The organism is Pseudorhodoferax sp. LjRoot39 (genome assembly GCF_964253035.1).
Taxonomy (GTDB): domain Bacteria; phylum Pseudomonadota; class Gammaproteobacteria; order Burkholderiales; family Burkholderiaceae_C; genus Pseudorhodoferax.
On sequence record NZ_CAXUQL020000001.1, the window covers coordinates 395238 to 418659 of the forward strand.

Here is a 23422-nt window from a genome sequence, read left to right on the forward strand (position 1 = left end):
GGCCCCTCATGCCTGCGCGAAATAGGCGCGCACGGCCGCCACGGCGCGGTCCACGCCCGCGGCATCCACGTCCAGGTGGGTCACGAAGCGCAACTGGTACAGGCCGGTGGCCAGGACACCGCGCTCGGCCAGGTAGGGCAGCAGGCCGGCGCCACGCTCGCGCGCCGCGCCCGAGAGCGTGGCAAAGACGATGTTGCTGTGCGGCGCCTGCGCCTGCACGCCGTCGATGCCGGACAGCCCTTCGGCCAGCCGGCGCGCCAGCGCATGGTCGTCGGCCAGGCGCGCGACGTGGTGGTCCAGGGCGTGCAGAGCCGCAGCCGCCAGCAGCCCGGCCTGGCGCATGCCGCCACCGGCCATCTTGCGGATGCGGTGCGCGCGTGCGATGAAGTCGCGTGGGCCGCACAGGGCCGAGCCCACGGGCGCGCCCAGGCCTTTGCTGAAGCAGACCGAGACGCTGTCGAAACACTGTGCGATGCGCTTCGCCTCGGCGTAGGCGTCCGCACCTTGCGCCGTGGCGGCATTGAACAGCCGCGCGCCGTCCAGGTGCCGCGCCAGGCCCTTGTCAGCCGCCAGCTTTGTCGCGGCCTGCACGTAGTCGAACGGCAGCAGCTGCCCGCCCAGCGTGTTCTCCAGCGCCAGAAGCCGCGTGCGCGCGAAATGCGCGTCGTCAGGCTTGATCGCCGCTTCGATGTCGGCCAGCGGCAGCGTGCCGTCGGCCGCATGCGCGATGGGCTGCGGCTGCACGCTGCCCAGCACGGCGGCGCCGCCGGCTTCCCAGCGGTAGCAGTGCTGCATCTGGCCCACGATGTACTCGTCGCCGCGGCCGCAGTGCGCGAGGATGGCGCACAGGTTGCTCTGCGTGCCGCTGGGCACGAACAGCGCAGCCTCGAAACCCAGCAAGCCCGCGATGCGCTCCTGCAGTGCCTGCACGGTCGGGTCGTCGCCGAACACGTCGTCGCCGAGTGGGGCGGCAAACATCGCCTCGCGCATCGCGGCGGTCGGCCGCGTGACCGTGTCGCTGCGCAAGTCAACCGTACTCATTTCTGCTCCAGGAAGTTGCGCAGCATCGCGTGCCCATGCTCGGTCAGGATGGACTCGGGATGGAACTGCACGCCCTGGATCGGCAGCTCCTTGTGCCGCACGCCCATGATCTCGCCGTCCTCGGTGCGGGCCGTCACGGCCAGCGCGGCCGGGCAGTTGTCGCGCGCAATCGCCAGCGAGTGGTAGCGGTTGACCGTGAAGCGCTCGGGCAGGTCGGCGAACACGCCTTCGCGCGTGGTCGTGATCTCGCTGGTCTTGCCGTGCATGAGCTGCTGCGCGCGCACGATCTGGCCACCGAAGGCCGCGCCGATGCTCTGGTGCCCCAGGCACACGCCCAGGATGGGCAGCTTGCCCGCGAAATGCCGGATCGCCTCGACCGAAATGCCGGCCTCGGCCGGCGAACACGGGCCGGGCGAGATCACGAGCAGGTCGGGCTGGCGCGCGGCCACACCCGCGATGTCGATCTCGTCGTTGCGGAACACCTCGACCTCGGCGCCCAGTTCGCCGAAGTACTGCACCAGGTTGAAGGTGAAGCTGTCGTAGTTGTCGACCATCAAGAGTTTCTGTGCCATGGCGGTTTACTCCAGCCCTTCTTCGACGAGTTCGCTCGCGCGCATCAGCGCGCGCGCCTTGGCTTCGGTTTCCTTCCACTCCAACTCGGGCACCGAGTCGGCCACCACGCCGGCCGCGGCCTGCACGTGCAACGTCTGGTCCTTGATCACGCCGGTGCGGATGGCGATGGCTACGTCCATGTCGCCCGCGTAGCTGATGTAGCCGCAGGCGCCGCCGTACAGGCCGCGCTTGGTCGGTTCCAGCTTGTCGATGAGCTCCATGGCGTGCACCTTGGGCGCGCCCGTCAGCGTGCCGGCCGGGAAGGTGGCGCGCAGCACGTCCATGTTGGTCATGCCGTCCTTGAGGATGCCCTCGACGTTGCTGACGATGTGCATCACATGGCTGTAGCGCTCCACGGCGAAGGCCTCGGTCACCTTCACGCTGCCGATCTTGGCAATGCGGCCGATGTCGTTGCGCGCCAGGTCGATCAGCATCACGTGCTCGGCGCGTTCCTTGGGGTCGTTCACGAGTTCGACCTCGGCCGCCTTGTCCTGCTCCAGCGAGGCGCCGCGCGGCCGCGTGCCGGCCAGCGGGCGGATCGTGACCTTCTGCTCGCCCGCCTCGGTGACCTCCTGGCGCACCAGGATCTCGGGCGAGGCGCCCACGACATGGTGGTCGCCCATGTCGTAGTAGTACATGTAGGGGCTGGGGTTCAGCGAGCGCAGCGCGCGGTACAGCGACAGCGGCGACTCGGTGTAGCGCTTGCTGATGCGCTGGCCCACCTGCACCTGCATGAAGTCGCCGGCGGCAATCAGCTCCTTGGCCTCTTCGACGGCCTTCAGGTAGGCGGCCTTGGCGAACGGCCGCTCGGCAGGGTGCGCCTGTGTGGGCTTCACTTGCGGCGCGCTGACCGAGTAGCGCAGCTTGTCCTTCAACTCGCGCAGCCGGCGCTTGGCGTTGGCGTAGGCCTCGGGCTGCTTGGGATCGGCGTAGACGATCAGGTACAGCTTGCCCGACAGGTTGTCGATGACGGCCAGTTCCTCGCACTGCAGCAGCAGGATGTCGGGGCAGCCCAGCAGGTCGGGCGGGCAGCTGTTCTCCAGCTTCTTCTCCATGTAGCGCACCGCGTCGTAGCCGAAGTAGCCGGCCAACCCGCCACAAAAGCGCGGCAGACCGGGGCGCAGCGCGACCTTGAAGCGCTTCTGGTAGGCCTCGATGAAGTCCAGCGGGTTGCCTTCGGCCGTCTCCACGACCTGCCCGTCGGTCACGACCTCGGTGCGCGCTGCGGCGCCGAAGCCGCTGGCACGCAGCAAGGTGCGCGCCGGCAGTCCGATGAAGCTGTAGCGGCCGAAGCGCTCGCCGCCGACGACGGATTCGAGCAGGAAGCTGAACTTGCCGCCGCCCTGGGGTCCATTGGAGTAGGCGAGCTTCAGGTACAGCGAGAGCGGAGTTTCGAGGTCCGCGAAGGCCTCGACGATCAAGGGGATGCGGTTGTAGCCGTCCTTGGACAGGCTCTTGAATTCGAGTTCAGTGATCACAGCGTGCTTTCGAAGTTCACGCCGGGCGCTTGGAGGGTGGTGCGACCCGGCGGCAGCGGGGCGCTGCCTTCGTTCATTCAAGCCCTTGCGCGGGTGCGGCTGCACTGGCGAAGAGCACGGGCGCACGGCGATGCGCCGTGCAATCAGGTGCGGCTTGTCGTTGGCTTACGCCAGGGCCAGGCTCCCCGGCCTGCGCCTGATGTCGTGGTGCTGTGAGCGGACATGGGCGGCGAGTGTAGCAAAGAGGAACGAGGCCGCTGCCGCTTGGCGGCGGATCGCGACCAGTTGGCGGCTGATGTTGACCCGCCCTCCCCCTGCACCCACAATTGTTTCGCCCAAGTAACGGGTTACGAGGAACACCTGTCATGAGTACGGTACAAAAAGAGGTCGACGAGCGCACCAATCTCACGACGAGCAACAAGTTCGAACTGCTGCTGTTCCGCCTGGGCACGACCCCCAATTCCGAGCACCGCGAGCTGTTCGGCATCAACGTGTTCAAGGTGCGCGAGATCATGGTCATGCCGACCGTGACGGCCGTCGCCAACTCCACCGCCCACATGATGGGCGTGACCAACATCCGCGGCCAGGTGATCCCCGTCATCAACCTGCCCGCCGCCGTGGGCTGCGTGCCGCAGACCGGGCTGAACATCCTGCTGGTGACCGAGTACGCGCGCACCACCCAGGCCTTTGCCGTGGAGGAGGTGGACGAGATCGTGCGCCTGGACTGGAACCAGGTGCTGTCCGCCGAAGCCAGCACCTCGGCAGGCGGCCTGATCACCAGCATCGCCCGGCTCGACGGCGACGTGCACAACACGCGGCTGGCCCAGGTGCTGGACGTGGAGCAGATCCTGCGCACCGTGATGCCGCCGCCGGGCCCGGAGATCACCGACGAATCCGTCGGCCCGCGCGTGAGCCTGCCGCAGGGCAGCGTGATCCTGGCCGCCGACGACTCGCTGATCGCGCGCTCGCTGATCGAGAAGGGCCTGTCCACACTGGGCACGCCCTTCATCATGACCAAGTCGGGCCGCGAAGCCTGGGACAAGCTGCAGGACCTGGCGGCCAAGGCCGAGGCCGAAGGCAAGCCGGTGTCCTCCAAGGTGGCACTGGTGCTGACCGACCTGGAGATGCCCGAGATGGACGGCTTCACGCTCACGCGCAAGATCAAGCAGGACGCGCGCTTCCGCTCGATCCCGGTGGTGATCCACTCCTCCCTGTCCGGCACCACCAACGAGAGCCATGTGAAGACGGTGGGCGCCGATGCCTATGTGGGCAAGTTCGTCATCGAGGAACTGGCCGACACCATCCGCAAGATGCTGCGGCTCGCCAAGCAGACGGCGTAGTCACACCGCCCGACCTGGTCAGGCGGGCACGCCCTCGGCCATCGGCCGGTCCCAGTGCCGGTGCCGGCCCATGGCCTCGATGAAGGCCTTGGCCGTGTCGGGCGCCGTCTCTGCGGTGCCGCGGCCCAGCACCACGCCCGGGTGCCTGGCCAGCGCCTGCGCATCGGAGCGCGGAGTGAGGTCCAGCAGGCGCAGCAGCACCGCGCCCTCGCCCAGCGCGCAGACCGCCTTGGCGTGCTTGTAGGCTTCCAGCACGAAGTGCTGGGCGCCGCCGATGCCGGCCAGCGCCTGCGCAGCGCGCTCGCCACCGGCCACGAGCACGGCGTCGAACACCACCGAGGGCATGGTCGCCAATGCGTGGTCCACGCTGAACTGGCGGCCGGCCTCGGTCGCCACCGGCGCCAGCTGCGGTGCCAGCACCAGGCAGCGCGCGCCCGCATCCTGCAGCGCCTGCAGCACGGGCCGCAGGCCCTGCGTGTCGACCCCGTCGGCCACCAGCACCGCCACCTTGCGCGTGGCCAGCGGGTGCGAGCCGGTCGGCGGGCTGCTGGCCATGCGCAGCGCGACCGATTCCTCGATCGGCAGCTTGCCCCGCGCCTCGCGGAAGCCGGCGCGGCCGGCCGCCGCCCGCGGGTCGGGCACGAGGCCCAGCCCTGCCGCCACCTTGCGCGCCAGCATGGCGTCGACATGGGCCAGGTTGTCGACCATGCGCTGGCGCACCTCGGGATGCTCCACCTTGCCCAACTCGAAGCGGAACGCCGCCACGATGTGCTCCTTCTCGGCCGGGCCCTGGCTGTGCCAGAACAGCGCGGCCTGCGAGAAATGGTCGTCGAACGAGGGGCTGCGCTGGCGCAGCCGCGGCGTGCCCGTGGCGGCCTGGAACTCCTGGAAGCCCTGCGGCCCGCCGTCGACGCGGAACTCCGCGCCGCCCTGGCCCAGCGTGTTGGGCTCGTAGGCGGCGCGGCCGCGGTTCACGGTCTGGCGGTGCATGCCGTCGCGCTGGAAGTTGTGGAAGGGACAGACGCCGCGGTTGATCGGAATCTCGTGGAAATTCGGCCCGCCCAGGCGCGAGAGCTGCGTGTCGGTGTAGGAGAACAGCCGGCCCTGCAACAGCGGGTCGTTCGTGAAGTCGATGCCCGGCACGATGTGGCCCGGGTGGAAGGCCACCTGCTCGGTCTCGGCGAAGAAGTTGTCGGGATTGCGGTCCAGCACCAGCTTGCCCACGCGCTGCACCGGCACCATCTCCTCGGGCACGAGCTTGGTCGGGTCCAGGATGTCGAAGCCGAGCTGGTCGGCCTTGCCCTCGTCGATGATCTGCAGGCCCAGCTCCCACTCGGGAAACTCGCCACGTTCGATGGCCTCCCAGAGGTCGCGCCGGTGGAAGTCGGGGTCCATGCCGGCGATCTTCTGCGCCTCGTCCCAGGCCAGGCCATGCACGCCCAGCTTGGGCTTCCAGTGGAACTTGACGAACACCGCATCGCCGCCCGCATTGACCAGACGGAAGGTGTGTACGCCGAAGCCTTCCATCATGCGGTAGCTGCGCGGGATGGCGCGGTCGCTCATGGCCCACATCAGCATGTGGGTGCTCTCGGGCATCAGCGAGACGAAGTCCCAGAAGGTGTCGTGCGCGCTGGCGGCCTGCGGCATCTCGTGGTGCGGCTCGGGCTTGACGGCGTGGATCAGGTCCGGGAACTTCATCGCGTCCTGGATGAAGAACACGGGGATGTTGTTGCCCACGAGGTCGTAGTTGCCCTCGGCCGTGTAGAACTTGACGGCGAAACCGCGCACGTCGCGCACCGTGTCGGCCGAGCCGCGCGAGCCGGCCACGGTGGAAAAGCGCACGAACACCGGCGTGCGCTGCTCCGGGTCTTGCAGGAAGGCCGCACGTGTGTAGGTGGCCATCGAACGGTACAGCTGGAAGTAGCCATGCGCACCGGCGCCGCGCGCATGCACCACGCGCTCGGGGATGCGCTCGTGGTCGAAGTGCGTGATCTTCTCGCGCAGGATGAAGTCTTCGAGCAGCGTCGGGCCGCGCGCGCCCGCCTTGAGCGAATTGTGGTTGTCCGAGAGCCGCAGGCCCTGGTTGGTGGTGAGGCCGGTGGCCGCCGTGGCCTCGGCCGCGACGAAGGCCTGCATCTGCTGCTGCTTGGGGCTGGTGCCGGCCCGCGGTACCTTGGCGCCGGCTGCGTCCTTGCGCGGCATCGTCTCAGGCGTCCATGCAGCAGGCGATGGCACGGCCCACGGCCACCAATGCCAGCACGCCCACGATGCCCGCGACGGCCCAAACGACGATGTCCATGACCTGATCCCTCTTGTACGCAATGACGATGCGTACAAGGCTAAGCGTGCGCCCCGGCACGCCCGGTAGTTGCCCGCTTCAGCGCAGTGTGGGACCAGCCTGCGAGTGCCGGTAGGAGGCCAACTACAGCAGCGCAGCAGCCTCGGCCAGCGAATCGACCCAGCCGTCGGCGTCCACGGCGCGCACCGGCTGGCCATGGTTGTAGCCGTAGCTCACCAGCACCACCGGGCAGCCGGCCGCGCGCGCGGCCTGGGCGTCGTTGCTGGAGTCGCCCAGCATCAGCGTGCGCGAAGGCGCACTGCCCAGCGCCTCGCAGGTGCGCAGCAGCGGCAGCGGGTCGGGCTTCTTGCGCGCAAAAGCGTCGCCGCCGAAGACCTGCGCGAAGAAGCCATCGAGCCCCTTGTCCTGCAACAGCGCGCGGGCGAAATCGGTGGGCTTGTTGGTCAGGCAGGCCAGCGCCAGGCCCCGCGCCTGCAGCGTGCGCAGGCCCTCGACCACGCCGGGGTAGACCTGCGAATGGCGGCCGTTCACGTCCGGGTAGTGGCGCTGGTAGCTGGCCCAGGCCGCGTCGTACAGGCCGGGGTCGGCCTGCACGCGGGCCAGCACGCTGCGGATCAGGTGCTCCGAGCCCTTGCCCACCATGTCGACCACGGCGGCGGCCGGCACGGCGGGCAGCGCCAGGTCGGCCAGCATGCGGTCCAGCGCGGCGCTGAAGTCGCCGAGCGTGTCGACCATGGTGCCGTCGAGGTCGACGATGACGGCCTGCAACGGCGGCGACAGGACCAGGGACGGGTTCTGACCGGCGGAACCTCGTTCCGCGTTCTTCGAGGGCATGCAGGGGCTCCAGGCAATCGGATGGTGGCAACGGGTCGGATTGTCGGCCGCCGCGCAGTCAGGGAACCTCTGCATCCATTGCGTCCAGAAAGACTGACCGCCGAACAATCGATAGATTGCAGCAGTCAACGGCGCTGGATGGCGGTTCACGCGGGGCATCCTTAAGGGTGGGTTCATCCCGCCGCCCGAGCATCGGGCCTTCCCCAGAACGAAAGCCCCCGATGCAATGGACCAACACCCAGGAGCGCTACGGCAGCGTCTCCGTCGCGCTGCACTGGCTGGCACTGCTGCTGATTGCCGCGGCCTATGCCAGCATGGAGCTCAAGGGCTTCCTGCCCCGCGGCAGCGCGGCGCGGGAGGCCCTCAAGACGTGGCACTTCACGCTGGGCCTGTGCGTGCTGGCGCTGGGGATGGTGCGCGTGGGGCTGGCGCTCGCCAGCCGCACCCCGCGCATCCACCCGCCTCCACCGCCCTGGCAGAGCCGGCTCGCCACCGCCATGAAGCTGGCGCTGTACCTGTTCATGGTGGCCACGCCGCTGCTCGGCTGGCTGCTCCTCAGCGCCAAGGGCTCGGCGATCCCATTCTTCGGCGTGCCCCTGCCCGGCCTCATCCCCCCGGCCGACACCAGCGCAGGCGCGATCAAGGACGCCCATGAGCTCCTGGCCAACCTGGGCTACTTCCTGATCGCGGCCCATGCGGCGGCGGCGCTGTTTCACCACCACGTGCTGCGCGACAACACGCTGCGGCGCATCCTGCCTTGTTCGCCAAGGCCAGCAGCCACCGCACGGCTCAGAACGTGTGAATGAACCGATCGCGCCCACGACGGGGTGCGGCGGGCCGCAGGCGTAGGCGCAGGCCGCAGCCCGGGCTTGTGCCCGGGCAAGGACTGCAACGCCCGCATGTGGCCCGGCGCGCCCCGGCCCGAAGGGCGAGGCCCTGGGCGCAGCGATCATGAGGGAAACGAATGCGCATCGGGGGCCTCGCGTGGGTGTGAGCGGTTCGTTCACACGTTCTCACCCCGGCTTGAGCTGCCGGTAGACCTCCTGCGAGACCTTCATGAGTTCGGCCCGGTCGGCGTCCGCCGAGATGGCGTAGCCGAAGTGGTTCTCGACCCAATAGAACACGTTGACCGCGCCGTCCTGGCCGAAACGGAACGCGGCGTCGGCCCGGCCCACCTCGCGTGTGACGTACAGGGTCAGCCGCCTGCCGTCGGCCGCGCCGTACATGAACTGCGCCACCGGTGCCTTCTCGCCGGGCAGCAGGCGCCCGCCGATCAGCGCGTAGCCCAGCGGCGCCAGCGCCGGTGCCCGCACCTCGGCGCCCATGCGCCGGGTCAACCAGGTCACCAGGGCCTGCTCCTGGTCGGCGCCCACTTCCACGGGACGGCGCTTGTCGGGGCTGTACACCGCGTGCGCGATGGCCGCGCGCTGTGCGAATCCGGTCAGCGCGGGGCCGCTGGCGGCGGCCCGCGCCGCACCGGCCTCCACCATGCCGCGCAGCGACCAGGCCGCGCCCGCGCTCACGGTGGCGATGAGCAGGCCGGCCGCCAGGCCGCGCCACGGCCAGGGCGCGCGCACCGGCCGCATGGCCAGGCCCGGCGGCACAGGCTCGTCGCGCACGGGGGCCAGCAGGTCGCGCAATAGCGCGTTCTGCTGTTGCCAGTCGCGCACGCGGGCCGATTGCTCGGGATGCTCGGCCAGGAACCGCTCGACCTGCGCCAGGCGCCCGGGCGCCAGCTGGCGATCGGCATAGGCATGCAGATCGGCTTCGGTGACGGGCGGGGCCGTGCCGGTGCCGAGGGCTTGGAGTCGGGGGTCGTCCATGGTCATTTCACGCGCCGCAGCCGGTCGGCCGCAGCGCCGGTGCGCACGGGGCCCGGCCCGCGCAGTTCTTCCTGCAGCCGTGCGCGGGCCCGCGACAGCCGCGACATCACGGTGCCCAGCGGCACGCCGATGGCGCCGGCCACCTCCTGGTAGCTCAGCTCCTCGACGGCCACCAGCAGCAGCACCTCGCGCTGCTCGGGTGGCAGGCGCTGCAACACGCGGTCGAGGTCGCGCAGTTCCAGCGCGTCGTTCTGCAGCGGGCGCTGCGGCTGCTCGGGCAGCGCGTCGCCGGCACTGTCTTCCGGCCGGCTGCGCTGGGCCCGCAGCCGGTCGATGAACTGGTTGTGCATGATGCCGAACAGCCAGGCCCGGACCTCGCCGCGCCGCTGCCACATCGCCCAGCGCGACCAGGCGCGCTCCAGCGTGTCCTGCACCAGGTCGTCGGCACGGTCGCGGTCGGACACCAGCGCGCGCGCGTAGCGGCGCAGGCCGGGAATGCAGGCCACGATCTCGGCTTCGTCCGGAGAACGCATGGAGGCGAGTGTCGGCGGTCCGGCCGCCTACTTCACGATGTGCCAGATGTCCTTGAAGTTGTCGCCCGTCACATCGCCGGCCTTTTTGTCGGAGGCATAGGTGTAGACCGGCTTGCCCTTGTAGGCCCACTGCCTGGCGCCGTCGTCGCGCGTGACCACGCCCAGGTCGCCGACGGGCTTGGCATCGGCATCGGCCAGCGCCGGCGGCCACAGCGTGGCGCAGGGGCCGTTGCACACGCTCTTGCCGCTGCCGGCCTGGTCTTTGTCGAAGGTGTAGAGCGTCATGCCGCTGGCGTTGACGAGCATGCCGCCGGCCATCTTGGGGGCGGGCTCGGCCTGGGCCGGCAACGTGAAGGTGGCAGCGAGCGCCAGGGCGAGCGTGCAAGCGAGGCGGGTGTGCATGGTGGCGGTCTTTCGCAAGGGGTTGAGGAACACCGGCATGGACGGATGGCGGGGCGCGCTTATTCCACCATCCACCAAAAAAAGCGGGCGCAGCACCAGCGGCGCACAAGCTGTGACAGCTCCGGGCGGCCCGGCCATGTAGACTGCGCGGTTTTTTCGAATCTGTCGGCATGGTGCAAGCGTCACGGCACACAGGCACGCCCGACTCGGCACTGGTCCGTCTGCTGGCCCGCCTGGCCGGGTCGGACGTGCGCCCATCCCCGCAGGGCTTTGCGGACCGCCTGGGGCTTTGGCTCCGGTGGACCGATGCCATGCCCTTGTTCACGGCCTTGAAGGACGCGCCGCAGCCGTCGGCCGCCACCGGCGACCCGGCCAAGGCGGCGGCCGCGTTGCAGGCCACGGCCGGCGCCGCGGCGCGCCTGCGCAGCGCACTGGCCCGCGCCATCGCCGAGGAAACGGCGGCCGCCACGGTGGAGTTCCGCGCCCCGCCGGTGCCGCTGCCCGGCGAGGTCAAGGAGGCCACACCCGGCTTTGCGCCCTACCGGCGCTGCGTGCTGGCGCGCCAGTCGGCCATGGCCGCGGGCATCGCGCCCTTGCGCGGACGCCTGCGCATGGCCTTGTCGGCGCGCTCGCCCGCACTGGCCCGGCTGGCCACGGTGGACACGGTGCTGGAGCAGGTCATCGGCAACCAGGAGCACCGGCTGCTGGCCGGCATTCCCAAGCTGCTGGAGAAGCGCTTCCGCCAGCTGCGCGATGCCAGCGGCGAGGAGGCCGTGGCGGACTGGCCCCTGCTGTTCCAGCAGGAGGTGCAGAGCGTGCTGCTGGCCGAACTGGATCTTCGATGGCAACCGATCGAAGGGCTCATGAAGACCCTTCGCAACAACATTTGAGTCGAGAGGCAAGCAAGCCGCATGAACCGAGTTCTCCACCACGCCGTCCTGCTCGCGGGCCTGGCCTGCATCGCCTGGGTCGGCGTCGGCTACGCGGGCAGCAGCCATCTGCTGGCGATGGCCGTCACCGCGCTGATCGGCGCGTTCTTCGTCTTCGGCGCGCTGGAGCTGTGGCGTTTCCGCCAGGCCACCGACCAGCTGGCCGGCGTGCTGGCCGACAGCAGCGGACCGCCCGCGGCGCTGGGGCCCTGGCTGGAGCGCCTGCCGGCCACGCTGCGCCACCCCGTCCGCCTGCGCATCGAAGGCCAGCGCGTGGCCCTGCCCGGTCCGGTGCTCACCCCCTACCTGGCCGGCTTCCTGGTGCTGCTGGGCATGCTGGGCACCTTCCTGGGCATGGTGGTCACGCTGCGCGGCACCGGCCTGGCACTGCAGGGCGCGACCGACCTGGCCAGCGTGCGCGCCGCGCTGGCCGCGCCGGTCAGCGGCCTGGGCGTGGCCTTCGGCACCTCGCTGGCCGGCGTCGCGGCGTCGGCCACGCTGGGCCTGGCGGCGGCATTGGCGCGGCGCGAGCGCCTCGTGGCCGGCCAGCAGCTCGACCAGCTGACCGGCACCACGCTGCGCGCCTTCTCCGAAGCCCAGCGCCGCGACGACTCCTTCCAGCTGCTGCGCCAGCAGGCCGAGGCCATGCCTGCGCTGGTCGAGAAGCTGGGCACGCTGGTGCAAGGCATGGAGCGCCAGAGTCAGCAGCTGCACGAACGCCTGCTGGCCGACCAGCAAAACTTCCACAGCCGCACCGAGGCCGCCTACACGGGCCTGGCCGGTGCGGTGGACCGCTCGCTCAAGGACAGCCTCGCGGAAAGCGCACGCCTGGCCGGCGCCGCGATCCAGCCCGCCGTGGAGGCCACCATGGCCGGCGTGGCGCGCGAGGCCGCAGCCCTGCATGCGGGCGCGGCCCAGGGTGTGCAGCAGCAGCTCGAACAGCTGGCGCAGCGCTTCGCCACGAGCGCCGAGGGCGTGTCCCGCGCCTGGACCGAGGCCCTGGCCGACCAGCGCGCCACGCAGGCCCAGCTCGGCAGCGGCCTGCAGACCAGCCTGGAGGGCTTCACGCAGAGCTTCGCGCAGCGCTCGGCCGCGCTCGTGGAGCAGGTGTCGGACCAGCTCGCGCGCAGCACGGGCGCGCTGGCGCAGCGCTGGCACGACAACCTGGCCCAGCAGGCACAGGCCAACGACGCCCTGGCCAGCGGCACGCACGCGGCCCTGGCCGGCACCGCGGCGCAATTCGCGCAGCACACGGCCACGCTGCTGCAAACCGTGGAGCAGGCCCATGCCCAGCTGCAAGAACAGGTGGACCAGCGCGACGCGACGCGCCTGGCGGCCTGGTCCGAGGCCCTGGCCCGCCACGAACAGGCCACCCAGACCCTGGCGGGCGACACGCAGCAGGCCCTGGCGGGCACCGCGGCGCAGTTCGCGCAGCACACGGCCGCGCTGCTGCAGACCGTGGAGCAGGCCCATACCCAGCTGCAGCAGCAGGTGGACGCGCGCGACGCGCAGCGCATGGCGGCGTGGACCGCCGCACTGGCGCAGCACGAGCGCGCCACCCAGGCCCTGGCCAGCGACACGCAACAAGCCCTGGCCAGCACGGCCGCCGGCTTCGGCACCCATGCCGCCGCGCTGCACCAGGGCGTGGCCCAGGCCCATGCCGATCTGCAAGCGCAAGCCGCCGCCCGCAACGCCGAGCAGGCCGCGGCCTGGAGCGAGGCGCTGGCCCGGCACGAGGCTGCGCAACAAACCCTGGCCAGCCACACACGCGCCGCGCTGGAAGGCGCCACCAGCGGCTTCGCCCTGCAGGTGGCCTCGCTGCAGCAGCAGGTGGCCGAACGCGACAGCGAACGCCTGGCCGCCTGGACCGCCGCACTGGCCCGGCACGAGCACAGCACCCAGGCCCATGGCCAGGAGACGCGCCAGGCCCTGGCCAGCGCGGCCGACGGTTTCTCGCACCATGCGGCCGTGCTGCAGGCCACCGTGGCCCAGGCTCATGCCGATCTGCAGGCCCAGGCCGGCGCGCGCGACGCCGAGCGCCTGGCCGGCTGGCACGCCACGCTGACCACCATGACCGGCCAGTTGGCCGCCCAGTGGCGCGAAGCCAGCGAACACGCGCTGGCGCAGCAGCAGCGCATCTGCACCGCGCTGGCCGAGACCGCCCAGGCCATGGGCGAGCGCGCCGAGGCCCAGGCCAGCGCCACCGTGGCCGAGATCGGCCGCCTGGTCGATGCCGCGGCGCAAGCGCCGCGTGCGGCCGCCGAAGTCATCGCCGAGCTGCGCGACAAGCTGACCGACAGCATGGCGCGCGACAACGCCATGCTGGACGAACGCGCACGCGTGCTGGACACGCTGCGCACGCTGCTGGACGCCGTGAACCACGCCTCCAGCGAACAGCGCAGCGCCATCGACGCACTGGTCTCGGGTTCGGCCGAACTGCTGGAACGCGCGGGCGAGCGCTTCGCCACGCAGGTCGAGGACCAGGGCAACCGCCTGGCCGAGTCCGCCGCCCAGCTGGGCGCGGGCGCGGCCGAGGTCGCCAGCCTGGGCGAGGCCTTCGGCGCCGCCGTGCAGCTGTTCAGCGACTCCAACACCCAGCTCGGCACGCATCTGCAGCAGGTCGACGAGACGCTGGCCAGGTCCATCGCGCGCAGCGACGAGCAGTTGGCCTACTACGTGGCCCAGGCGCGCGAGGTCATCGACCTCTCGCTGCTGTCGCAGAAGCAGATCGTGGAAGACCTGCAGCGCCTGGCCAACGAGCGCAGCGCGCAGGCGGCTGAGGCATGAGCGCCGCGCCGGGCCGCCCCAAGCAAGCTCGCTCCCCCTCGGGGGGACAGGCCGCAGGCCGAAGGGGGCACCAATGACCGCCGAAGACTTCGATGAAGGGCTGGGCCACGACGCGGCCGCGCCGGTCTGGACCGCCTTCGCCGACCTCATGGCCGGCCTGCTCGGCGCCTTCGTGCTGATCCTGGTCGGCGTGATCGGCATGCAGCTGGAGCTGGACACCCGGCTCAAGACCGAACTGGCGCGCAGCCAGGCCCAGGCGAAGAAACTGCAGACGCTGGAGCAGGCCCTGTCGGGCCCGCTCGCGGCCGGCCGCGTGACGCTGACGGACGGCCGCATCGGCATCAGCGGCAGCGTGCTGTTCGCGTTCAACTCCAACGAGCTGCAGCCCGAGGGCCGCCAGCTGCTGCAAAGCCTGGCCGGTCCGCTGGCCAGCTACCTGCAACAGCGCGAAGAGATCCTGATGGTCAGCGGCTTCACCGACGACCGCCAGGTGCGCGCGAGCAACCGGCAGTTCGCCGACAACTGGGAGCTCTCGGCCCAACGCGCGCTGACCGTCACGCGCACGCTGATCGAGGAAGGCATCCCCGCATCGGCCGTGTTCGCCGCGGCCTTCGGCTCCGAGCAGGCCGTGGCCTCCAATGCCGACGCCGAAGGCCGCGCGCGCAACCGCCGCGTGGAGATCGCACCCACGCCCCGGCCGGCCCGCACCGACAGCAAGCCGCGTGACTGAGCAGACCGCCGGCGCCGCCACCGACCCGCTGCACGCGCACTTCGTCGCGGCGCTGGCGCGGCGCACGGCCATGCGCACGGGCGCCGAGCGCGCGCTGCTGGAGGCCCGCCTGGCCGCGTTGCAGGCCGAGCCCCGGCCCGCGGCACCGTTGCCCGCACCCCGCCCCGCTGCGCCCGGGCCCCTGGCCAGCCTGGTGCAGGTGCTGCGCCCGCCCGCCACGCCCAAGGGCCCACGCGCGGGCCAGACGGGCGAGCCGGAGCTGCTGCAGTTCTTCCGCAGCACCTGGGCCCGGTTGCATGCCGAGCAGCGCCTGAAGCACGCGCTGGCCGACGCGCCCGAGAACCCCGGCCCGCTGAACTCCGAGCACCTGGTGCACCAGGCGCTGCAGCTCATGCGCGGCTGCGCGCCGGACTACCTGCGGCACTTCATGGCCCAGGTGGACGCGCTGGCCTGGCTGGAGGATGCCCAGGCCGAAGCCGCGGCCGCCGGCAAACCGGCGCCCAAGGCCGGCAAGGCACCGGCGAAGAAGACGGCCAGGAAGACCACGCGCAGCAAGCGCACCTAGGGTCATTGCACATGGTGCACGCGACGGGCGGCGGCCAGAATCGGGCTCCCAAGCACCCTGTCCGAAGCACAACACACATGACCAGCACCACCTTCGCCCCCATGCCCAACGCCGAGGGCTATTTCGGCCCCTATGGCGGCCAGCTCGTGCCCCCGCACCTCAAGCAGGCCATGGACGACATCGCCAGCGCCTACGCCGAGATCACGCAGCGCGAGGACTTCCAGCAGGAGCTGGCGAGCCTGTTCGCCGACTACGTGGGCCGGCCCAGCCCGATCTTCCACGCGCGGCGGCTGTCGGCCCAGCTGGGCGGCGCGCAGATCCACCTGAAGCGCGAGGACCTCAACCACACCGGCGCGCACAAGATCAACCACTGTCTGGGCGAGGCGCTGCTGGCCCGCTTCATGGGCAAGAAGAAGGTCATCGCCGAAACCGGCGCGGGCCAGCACGGCGTGGCCCTGGCCACGGCCTGCGCGCTGGTGGGCATTCCCTGCGAGATCCACATGGGCCAGGTGGACATCGAGAAGGAACACCCCAACGTGACCAAGATGCGCATCCTGGGCTGCAAGCTGGTCGCGGTCACGCGCGGCGCGGCCACGCTCAAGGAGGCGGTGGACAGTGCGTTCGAGGAGTACCTGAACAACCCGACCGACTACCTCTACGCGATCGGCTCGGTGGTGGGCCCGCACCCGTTCCCGATGATGGTGCGCGACTTCCAGTCCATCGTGGGCCGCGAGGCGCGCGCGCAGTTCCTGGAAAAACACGGCCGGCTGCCCGACCACGTGGCGGCCTGCGTGGGCGGCGGCTCCAACGCCATGGGCATCTTCACGGCCTTCCTGGATGACGCGCAGGTGCATCTGGTCGGCGTGGAACCTTCCGGCGAAGGCACGGACAAGCCCGGCCGCCATGCCGCCACGCTGACCATGGGCAAGCCCGGCGCCATCCACGGCATGGCCTGCTACGTGCTGGAGAACGCCGACGGCGAGCCGGCCGCCGTGCATTCCATCGCCTCGGGCCTGGACTACCCGGGCGTGGGCCCGCAGCACAGCTACCTCAAGGACATCGGCCGCGTGGACTACCAGGCCGCCAGCGATGCCGAGTGCCTGGAGGCCTTCATGACGCTGTCGCGCGTGGAAGGCATCATCCCGGCGCTGGAGAGCGCGCATGCCGTAGCCTGGGCCATGCGCACGGCGCCGGCTCTGCCGGCCGACCAGCACATCCTGGTCAACCTGTCCGGCCGCGGCGACAAGGACGCCGACTTCGTGGCGCAGCGCCTGGGGCTCTGAACCTCACAAGGGGCGCGGCCGCAGCTGCAGCATCAACACGCAGCAGACCAGCGGCAGCGCCAGCAGCACCAGGCCCGCGCAGCCCAGGTTCCAGAGCGTCTGCGGCAGACGGGCGATCGAAAGGGCGCGGGTCGCATCGTGCATGGCCGCATTGTTCGGCCCCGCCCCCCCGGCCAATGTGGCGCAACTGTGGCGCGACCTTGGCAGGACTGTGACGCAGGCTCAGCCGGCCAGTGCGGCGCGCATCCTGTCGATCACGCCCTTGTAATCCTTCTGGCCGAAGATGGCACTGCCGGCCACGAAGGTGTCGGCACCGGCCGCCGCCACGCGGGCGATGTTGTCGGCCTTGATGCCACCGTCCACCTCCAGGCGGATGTCCTTGCCAATGGCGTCGATGCGCTTGCGCACGAGCTCGGTCTTGCGCAGCGCGCTGTCGATGAAGGCCTGGCCGCCGAAACCGGGGTTCACGCTCATGATCAGCACCAGGTCCAGGTCTTCCAGCACCCAGTCCAGCACGTCCAGCGAGGCGGCCGGGTTGAACACCACGCCGGCCTTGCAGCCGGCCGCGCGGATCGCCTGCACGCTGCGGTGCACGTGGGTGCTCGCATCGGGGTGGAAGCTGATCAGGTCGGCGCCGGCCTCGGCGAAGGCGGCGGCCAGCGCGTCCACGGGCTGCACCATCAGGTGCACGTCCAGCGGCACGGGCGTGCCGTCGGCCTTCTTGCACAGGGGCTTGAGCGCCTTGCAGATCATGGGGCCGAAGGTCAGGTTGGGCACGTAATGGTTGTCCATCACGTCGAAGTGGATCCAGTCGGCGCCGGCGGCGATGACGTTGGTGACCTCTTCGCCGAGCCGCGTGAAATCGGCGGACAGCAGGGAGGGGGCGATGCGGTAGGTGGGACGGCTCATGGCCGGGCATTTTCGCCGAGCCGGGTTTTCCACGTCCGACGCGGTCGGACAGGTAGGATGCCGGCCATGCCCAAGTACCAGTTCACGGCCGAGGCCCAGCCGCACTACCTGCCGGACCAGTCCTCGCCCGAGCAGGCCGTCTACAGCTTCGCGTACCAGATCACCGTCCACAACCGCGGCGACGTGCCCGCGCAGCTGATTGCGCGCCACTGGATCATCACCGACGGCCACGGCCACACCGAGGAGGTCAAGGGCCTGGGCGTGGTCGGCCAGCAGCCGCTGCTGCGCCCCGGCGAATCCTTCCAGTACACCAGCGGCTGCCGGCTGCACACGCCCACGGGTTCCATGCGCGGCAGCTACTTCTGCGTGGCCGAGGACGGCACGCGCTTCGAGGTGGAGATCCCGGCCTTCATCCTGGACGCCGACACGGGCACTGGCGGCGGCGCACGGGTGCTGCATTGACCCCCCTGCCATGCCCCAAGACATCAACCGCATCCTCGATGCGCTGGACCCGTCGGCGCCGCTCGCGCACCGCCACATCTGGCTGATCCGCGTGCTCGACTGGGTGCGCGGCGACGGCAAGTCCGTCGCAGCCGCCGTCAGCCGGGCGCAGTTCCTCGTCGAAGCCCTCGAATCCCGCCCCGAACTGCTGCCGCGCCTGCGCGCCTGGTGGCGCACCATGGTGCTGACGGTGGACTTCTCGGTGCTGCTGGGCGACCACGGCTTCGCGCCGCGCACGGCCTTCGCCAGCGAGTTCAACGAACGGCTGCGGCGCAAGCTGCTGCCCGGCACGCCCGAGACCGTGGACGCCTCGGCGCTGTTCTCGCTGGCGTTTCCGCGCCGCATCGACGGGGCCTGGCTGGCCGCGCTCGACGAGCCGCTGCTGCAACGCCTGGCGCACCAGCTGTCCGACCCCGAAGACCCACGCACGCCGCCCTGGCAGAGCATCGTGCTGGATGCCATCACCTACTGCGCCGGCCAGATCCAGGCCAACGGCTTCGCGCCCGAGCTGCGCTTGCGCATGGGCGAGAAGACGCGTGCCGACCGCGCGTTCCACTTCCTCGTGAGCGACGTGGACCAGCTGGCGCGGGCCGTGCGCCAGACCGCCTCGCAGGAGGCCGTGGATGCGGCCGCCCAGCAACTGCGCGAGCGGCTGGAGGCCTGCCGCCAGGCCGTGAACGACGTCTACGCGCACCTGGAGGAGAACGGCATCTCGGTCGGCGTGGTGTTCCGATTGCGCCAGCTGCGCGAGCGCATCGTGCGCGTGCGCGAGCTGCTGGACATGCTGCTGGGCGGCAAGCCGCTGGCCAGCGGCGCACGCCTGATCGCCCGTCTGGCCCAGGCCGAGCAGGACAAGAAGAGCCTGCGCGCGCTCGTCACGGCCAATTCCTCACTGCTGGCGGCCAAGGTGGCCGAGCGCAGCGCCGAGACCGGCGAGCACTACATCACGCGCGACGTGCCGGCCTACTTCATGATGCTGCGCAAGGCCGCCGGTGGCGGCTTCCTGACCGGCTTCACGGTGCTGCTCAAGTTCAGCATCATGGCCATCGGCCTGTCGGCGTTCTGGGGCGGCTTCTGGGCCGGCGTGTCCTATGCCGCGAGCTTCGTGCTGATCCAGCTGCTGCACTGCACGCTGGCCACCAAGCAGCCGGCCATGACGGCGCCGGCCATGGCGGCCAAGCTCAAGGACTTGACGGGCGATGCGGTGACCCGCTTCGTCGACGAGATCACCCACCTCACGCGCTCGCAGGTGGCGGCCGTGCTCGGCAACGTGCTGGTGGTGGTGCCGGCCGTGGTTGGCATCAGCCTGCTCATGCTGCACACGCTGGGCCATCCGATGGTCGACGCCCAGGGCGCGCAGTACGTGCTGCATGCGCTGGACCTGCGCGGCCCCACGGCGCTGTTCGCGGCCTTCACGGGCGTGCTGCTGTTCGCCGCCAGCCTGGTCGGCGGCTGGGCGGAGAACTGGTTCGTGCTGCACCGGCTGGATTCGGCGCTGCGCTACAACCCGCGCATCACGCGCTTGCTTGGTGCGGGGCGCGCGGCGCGCTGGGCCGGCTTCATGCGCGAGAACATCTCGGGCCTGGCGTCCAACATCACGCTCGGCTTCATGCTGGGCCTGGTGCCGGCCTTCCTGGGCTTCTTCGGGATCGCGCTGGACGTGCGCCACGTCACGCTGTCCTCGGGCCAGTTGGCGGCGGCGGCGGCCGCGCTGGGGCCGGCCGTGCTGCGCATGGAAGCCTTCTGGTGGTGCGTGGCCGCGATCCCGGTGATCGGCATGCTCAACGTGGCGGTGAGCTTCTACCTCGCGTTCCGTGTGGCGGCGCGCGCACACAACGTGAGCGGCGTGGACCGCGCGCGCATCTACGCCGCCATCCGCGCGCGGCTGCGGCGCCGGCCGCTGCAATTCTTCCTGCCCGTGCTGCGGCCCGCTGCCACGGACACCCCCGACAACAACACCCCAAGGAGACCCCCAACCGATGCAGGATCTGCTGACCTTCTGGAACGCTGACGGAGCCAGCGCCAGCCTGCCCACGCTGGCCTGGTCCCTGGTGCTGGCCTGCGCGGCCGCGGCCGGCTACCTGGTGCAGCGCCACAGCGGCCTGCCCAAGGTGGCGGGCTACTCGGTGGTCGGCGCCATCGCCGGCTTCTTCGGTCTTGCCGACGCGGCCTGGCCGCTGACCGGCAACGCGCTGTTCCTGCTGGAGATCGCGATCGCCGTGGTTCTCTTCGAAGCCGGCGCGCGCATCTCGCTGCGCTGGTTCCAGCACAACCCCATGGTGCTGGTGCAGTCGCTGGCGGAGTCGGTGCTGAGCTTCGTCGCCGTCTATTGGCTGCTGCGCCAGTTCGACACCGCGCCGATCGCGGCGCAGGCCCTGGCCATCGTGGCCGTGGTGGCCTCTCCCGCCGTGCTCACGCGCGTGGTCATGGACACGCATGCGGCCGGGCCCGTGACCGAGCGCGCGATTGCCCTGTCCACGCTGTCCACGCTGTACGCGCTGACCATCGGCAGCGCGCTGGCCGGCCTGATCGAGGCCGGCGAGAACACCGGCGTGCTGGCCACCATCGCCCCGCTGTTCAAGCTGCTGGGCCTGTCGCTGGCCGTGGCGGCGCTGCTGGGCCTGGCCATGCGCGCGGCGCTGCGCGTGATGAGCCCGACCAGCGAGAACACCTCCATGCTGCTGCTCGCGCTGATCGCGGCCAGCACGGCGCTGGCCACGCTGGTGGGCGGCTCGGCCGCGCTGTCGGCGCTGCTGGCCGGCCTCTTGCTCAAGCAACTCAACCCGCGGCCCTGGATCTGGCCGCGGCAACTTGGCACGGCGGCCTCGATGCTGACCATGCTGATGTTCGTGCTGGTCTCCACCGTGGCGGCCGGCACGGTCTGGAGCGCGGCCGGCGCAGCCCTGGTGCTGGGCGTGGTGGCCGTGCGCCTGCTGGCCAAGGTGCTGGGCACGGTGCTGGCCAGCCCGGGCAGCGGTCTGCGGCTGTCGCAGGCGCTGTGGACGGGCTGCGCGATGTCGCCCATGTCCTCCGTCGCGCTGCTGCTGGCCTCGCAGTTCGCGCTGGCCTCCCAGGCGCACGGCGCGGTCATCACGGGCGTGGCCCTGCCCTGCATCCTGTTGATGGAAGTGGTCGGCGCCGTGATCGCCACGGTGGCGCTGCGGCGCGCCGGCGAGAGCGGGCGCGACCACGCACGCGAGGCCGGCGACAGCGGCCGGGGAGCATTGGAATGAGTGCCGTCGGCCTGGAACCCTTCGGCAAGTCTGCCGCCTTGTCGCTCGGCGTGGAGCTGGAACTGCAGCTCGTCAACACGCACAACTACGACCTCGCGCCCTATGCCGAGGACATGCTGCGCCTGATGGCCAGCCGCAAGCTGCCCGGCTCGGTGGTGCCGGAGATGACCTCCAGCATGATCGAGATCTCCACCGGCGTGTGCACCAGCGCCGGCCAGGCGCTGGACGAGCTCACGCAGCTGCGCGACGCGCTGGTGGCCAGCGCCGACAAGCTCAACATCGCCATCCTGGGCGGCGGCACGCACGCCTTCCAGCAATGGCACCAGCAGCGCATCTACGACAAGCCGCGTTTTCGCGAACTCTCGGCGCTGTACGGCTACCTGTCCAAGCAGTTCACGATCTTCGGCCAGCACGTGCACATCGGCTGCCCCGATGCCGACACCGCGCTGGTCACGCTGCACCAGATGTCGCGCTACATCCCGCACTGCATCGCGCTGTCGGCGTCCTCGCCCTACGTGCAGGGGCAGGACACGGCCTTCGACTCGGCGCGGCTGAACTCGGTGTTCGCGTTCCCGTTGTCGGGCCGCGCGCCGTTCGCGCTGACCTGGGACACCTTCGAGGACTACTTCACCAAGATGACGCGCACCGGCGTGGTGAAGAGCATGAAGGACTTCTACTGGGACATCCGGCCCAAGCCCGAGTACGGCACCATCGAGATCCGCGTGTTCGACACGCCGCTGACCGTGCAGCGCGCCGCCGCGCTGGCCGCCTACGTGCAGAGCCTCGCAGCCTGGTGCATGCACGACAAGCCCTTCATGCCGACGGAGGACGACTACCTGGTCTACACCTACAACCGCTTCCAGGCCTGCCGCTTCGGGCTGGACGCGATCTACGTGGACCCGGCCACGGGCGAGCACATGGCGCTGCGCGAACACATCCTGGCCACCATGGACCACATCGCGCCGCATGCCCGCGAACTCGGCGCCGAGAACGGCCTGGCGCTGCTGCGCGCCGACGTGCAGGCCAGCCGCAACGACGCGCGCTGGCTGCGCGAGCGGCAGGGTGAGGAACGGCTGCTGGCCGAGGTGGTGCGCCAAGCAGCCGAGCGCTTCCGAAAAAACTGAAATGGGCGAATTCGACCTCATCGAGCGCTTCTTCAAGCGCCCCGTGCAGCGCGCCGCGCTGGGCGTGGGCGACGACTGCGCGCTGCTGCAGCCCGCGGCCGGCATGCAACTGGCCGTCTCCAGCGACATGCTGGTCGAGGGCCGGCACTTCCTGTCCACCGTGGACCCGCGCGCGCTGGGCCACAAGGCGCTGGCCGTGAACCTGTCGGACCTGGCGGCCTGCGGCGCGAAGCCGCTGGCCTTCACACTGGCACTGGCGCTGCCATCGGCCGACGCGGCCTGGCTGGGGCCGTTCTCCGAGGGCCTGCTCGCGCTGGCCGACGCGCACGGCTGCGAGCTCGTGGGCGGCGACACCACGCGCGGCCCGCTCAACATCTGCATCACGGTGTTCGGCGAGGTGCCACGCGGCCAGGCGCTGTTGCGTTCGGGTGCGCAGGCCGGCGACGACATCTACGTGAGCGGCACGGTCGGCGATGCGCGGCTCGCGCTGGAGGTGTTCCGCGGCACGCTGGCCATGCCGCAGGAGGTGTTCACGCAGGCGCGCGCACGCATGGAACAACCCACGCCGCGCGTCATGCTGGGCCTGGCACTGCGCGGCGTGGCCACGGCGGCCGCGGATGTCAGCGACGGGCTGCTCGGCGACCTCGGCCATGTGCTGAAGGCCTCGGGCCTGGGCGCGCGCATCGAGGCACCCGCCGCGCTGGGCCTGATGGGCTGCGCCGACGCCCCCCTCTCGCCGGCCCAGCGGCTGGACTTCGCGCTGGCCGGCGGCGACGACTACGAGCTCGTGTTCACGGCGCCGCCATCGGCGCGCGGCCAGGTCAAGGGCGCCGTCGCCCAGGCCCAGGTGCAGGTCACGCGCATCGGCAGCACCACGGCCGCGCCCGGCGTGCAGGTCGTCGATGCCCAGGGCCAGCCGCTGGACCAGCGCTTCGGCTCCTTCGACCACTTCGGCTAAGCGCTTGCGAAGGAATGGCTTGAACTCACGCAAGACCCCGA

General features: G+C 70.8%; 22 protein-coding genes. 12 read left to right on the forward strand and 10 right to left on the reverse strand.

Annotated features, from left to right (window positions below):
• Positions 1 to 6: 6 nt before the first annotated feature.
• Genes ltaE through trpE form a run of 3 tightly spaced genes read right to left on the reverse strand, consistent with a single transcriptional unit; the run spans position 7 to position 3131 of the window.
• Entirely contained in the window at positions 7 to 1041 is a 1035-nt protein-coding gene (gene ltaE, locus ACSQ4M_RS01865; protein WP_436187980.1) for a low-specificity L-threonine aldolase, read from the reverse strand.
• A complete protein-coding gene (locus tag ACSQ4M_RS01870; RefSeq protein ID WP_436187981.1) occupies positions 1038 to 1613 on the reverse strand; it encodes an anthranilate synthase component II in 576 nt (191 codons plus the stop codon). The genes ltaE and ACSQ4M_RS01870 overlap by 4 nt, the downstream gene beginning before the upstream one ends.
• Positions 1614 to 1619: 6 nt before the next feature.
• Entirely contained in the window at positions 1620 to 3131 is a 1512-nt protein-coding gene (trpE, locus tag ACSQ4M_RS01875; protein ID WP_436187982.1) for an anthranilate synthase component I, read from the reverse strand.
• 365 nt (positions 3132 to 3496) lie between these two features.
• Between trpE and ACSQ4M_RS01880 the strand changes: the two genes are divergently transcribed.
• Complete coding sequence (locus tag ACSQ4M_RS01880) at positions 3497 to 4471, forward strand: chemotaxis protein (RefSeq protein ID WP_436187983.1); 975 nt, start codon at positions 3497 to 3499, stop codon at positions 4469 to 4471.
• An 18-nt stretch (positions 4472 to 4489) separates the two neighbouring features.
• On the opposite strand, the gene ACSQ4M_RS01885 is transcribed toward ACSQ4M_RS01880, so the two are convergent.
• Entirely contained in the window at positions 4490 to 6673 is a 2184-nt protein-coding gene (locus ACSQ4M_RS01885; RefSeq protein ID WP_436187984.1) for a catalase, read from the reverse strand.
• 220 nt (positions 6674 to 6893) lie between these two features.
• Positions 6894 to 7604, reverse strand: coding sequence for a phosphoglycolate phosphatase (locus ACSQ4M_RS01890; RefSeq protein ID WP_436187985.1), 711 nt, complete (start codon positions 7602 to 7604; stop codon positions 6894 to 6896).
• A 221-nt stretch (positions 7605 to 7825) separates the two neighbouring features.
• On the opposite strand from ACSQ4M_RS01890, the gene ACSQ4M_RS01895 reads away from it, so the two are divergent.
• Positions 7826 to 8410: a cytochrome b gene (locus tag ACSQ4M_RS01895; RefSeq protein WP_436187986.1), complete on the forward strand. Its 585-nt coding sequence runs from the start codon at positions 7826 to 7828 to the stop codon at positions 8408 to 8410.
• Positions 8411 to 8617: 207 nt separating this feature from the next.
• Here ACSQ4M_RS01895 and ACSQ4M_RS01900 read toward each other — a convergent pair whose 3' ends face one another.
• The 3 genes from ACSQ4M_RS01900 to ACSQ4M_RS01910 are packed head-to-tail and all read right to left on the reverse strand — an operon-like array spanning position 8618 to position 10362.
• Entirely contained in the window at positions 8618 to 9427 is an 810-nt protein-coding gene (locus tag ACSQ4M_RS01900; RefSeq protein WP_436187987.1) for an anti-sigma factor family protein, read from the reverse strand.
• A 2-nt stretch (positions 9428 to 9429) separates the two neighbouring features.
• On the reverse strand, positions 9430 to 9960 hold the full coding sequence (locus ACSQ4M_RS01905) for an RNA polymerase sigma factor (RefSeq protein ID WP_436187988.1): 531 nt from the start codon (positions 9958 to 9960) through the stop codon (positions 9430 to 9432).
• 27 nt (positions 9961 to 9987) lie between these two features.
• Positions 9988 to 10362 carry a COG4315 family predicted lipoprotein gene (locus tag ACSQ4M_RS01910; protein ID WP_436187989.1) on the reverse strand — a complete coding sequence of 125 codons (375 nt, stop codon included), beginning with the start codon at positions 10360 to 10362 and terminating at the stop codon, positions 9988 to 9990.
• Positions 10363 to 10532: 170 nt separating this feature from the next.
• Between ACSQ4M_RS01910 and ACSQ4M_RS01915 the strand changes: the two genes are divergently transcribed.
• From ACSQ4M_RS01915 to trpB, 5 genes are all read left to right on the forward strand, one after another.
• Positions 10533 to 11252, forward strand: a complete 720-nt coding sequence (locus ACSQ4M_RS01915) for a DUF3348 family protein (RefSeq protein ID WP_436187990.1) — start codon at positions 10533 to 10535, stop codon at positions 11250 to 11252.
• A 21-nt stretch (positions 11253 to 11273) separates the two neighbouring features.
• Complete coding sequence (locus ACSQ4M_RS01920; RefSeq protein ID WP_436187991.1) at positions 11274 to 14078, forward strand: DUF802 domain-containing protein; 2805 nt, start codon at positions 11274 to 11276, stop codon at positions 14076 to 14078.
• Between the two features lie 73 nt (positions 14079 to 14151).
• On the forward strand, positions 14152 to 14808 hold the full coding sequence (locus ACSQ4M_RS01925) for an OmpA family protein (RefSeq protein WP_436187992.1): 657 nt from the start codon (positions 14152 to 14154) through the stop codon (positions 14806 to 14808).
• Positions 14801 to 15373 (forward strand): DUF2894 domain-containing protein, encoded by a 573-nt coding sequence (locus ACSQ4M_RS01930; protein WP_436187993.1) that lies wholly within the window; start codon positions 14801 to 14803, stop codon positions 15371 to 15373. Before ACSQ4M_RS01925 ends, ACSQ4M_RS01930 begins: the two co-directional genes overlap by 8 nt.
• A 77-nt stretch (positions 15374 to 15450) precedes the next feature.
• Positions 15451 to 16656: a tryptophan synthase subunit beta gene (trpB, locus tag ACSQ4M_RS01935; protein ID WP_436187994.1), complete on the forward strand. Its 1206-nt coding sequence runs from the start codon at positions 15451 to 15453 to the stop codon at positions 16654 to 16656.
• Between the two features lie 3 nt (positions 16657 to 16659).
• Here trpB and ACSQ4M_RS01940 read toward each other — a convergent pair whose 3' ends face one another.
• Both ACSQ4M_RS01940 and rpe read right to left on the reverse strand, forming a co-directional pair.
• Positions 16660 to 16800 carry a hypothetical protein gene (locus ACSQ4M_RS01940; protein ID WP_436187995.1) on the reverse strand — a complete coding sequence of 47 codons (141 nt, stop codon included), beginning with the start codon at positions 16798 to 16800 and terminating at the stop codon, positions 16660 to 16662.
• Positions 16801 to 16878: 78 nt separating this feature from the next.
• Positions 16879 to 17565 (reverse strand): ribulose-phosphate 3-epimerase, encoded by a 687-nt coding sequence (rpe, locus tag ACSQ4M_RS01945; protein WP_436187996.1) that lies wholly within the window; start codon positions 17563 to 17565, stop codon positions 16879 to 16881.
• A 66-nt stretch (positions 17566 to 17631) separates the two neighbouring features.
• On the opposite strand from rpe, the gene apaG reads away from it, so the two are divergent.
• From apaG to thiL, 5 genes are read left to right on the forward strand one after another with little or no spacing between them, the layout of a single operon-like run.
• Positions 17632 to 18027 carry a Co2+/Mg2+ efflux protein ApaG gene (apaG, locus tag ACSQ4M_RS01950; protein WP_436187997.1) on the forward strand — a complete coding sequence of 132 codons (396 nt, stop codon included), beginning with the start codon at positions 17632 to 17634 and terminating at the stop codon, positions 18025 to 18027.
• A gap of 10 nt (positions 18028 to 18037) precedes the next feature.
• Positions 18038 to 20077: a site-specific recombinase gene (locus ACSQ4M_RS01955; RefSeq protein ID WP_436187998.1), complete on the forward strand. Its 2040-nt coding sequence runs from the start codon at positions 18038 to 18040 to the stop codon at positions 20075 to 20077.
• Positions 20046 to 21299: a cation:proton antiporter gene (locus ACSQ4M_RS01960; RefSeq protein WP_436187999.1), complete on the forward strand. Its 1254-nt coding sequence runs from the start codon at positions 20046 to 20048 to the stop codon at positions 21297 to 21299. The genes ACSQ4M_RS01955 and ACSQ4M_RS01960 overlap by 32 nt, the downstream gene beginning before the upstream one ends.
• Positions 21296 to 22423, forward strand: coding sequence for a YbdK family carboxylate-amine ligase (locus tag ACSQ4M_RS01965; protein WP_436188000.1), 1128 nt, complete (start codon positions 21296 to 21298; stop codon positions 22421 to 22423). Before ACSQ4M_RS01960 ends, ACSQ4M_RS01965 begins: the two co-directional genes overlap by 4 nt.
• A 1-nt stretch (position 22424) precedes the next feature.
• Positions 22425 to 23381 (forward strand): thiamine-phosphate kinase, encoded by a 957-nt coding sequence (gene thiL / locus ACSQ4M_RS01970; RefSeq protein ID WP_436188001.1) that lies wholly within the window; start codon positions 22425 to 22427, stop codon positions 23379 to 23381.
• Positions 23382 to 23422: the final 41 nt, after the last annotated feature.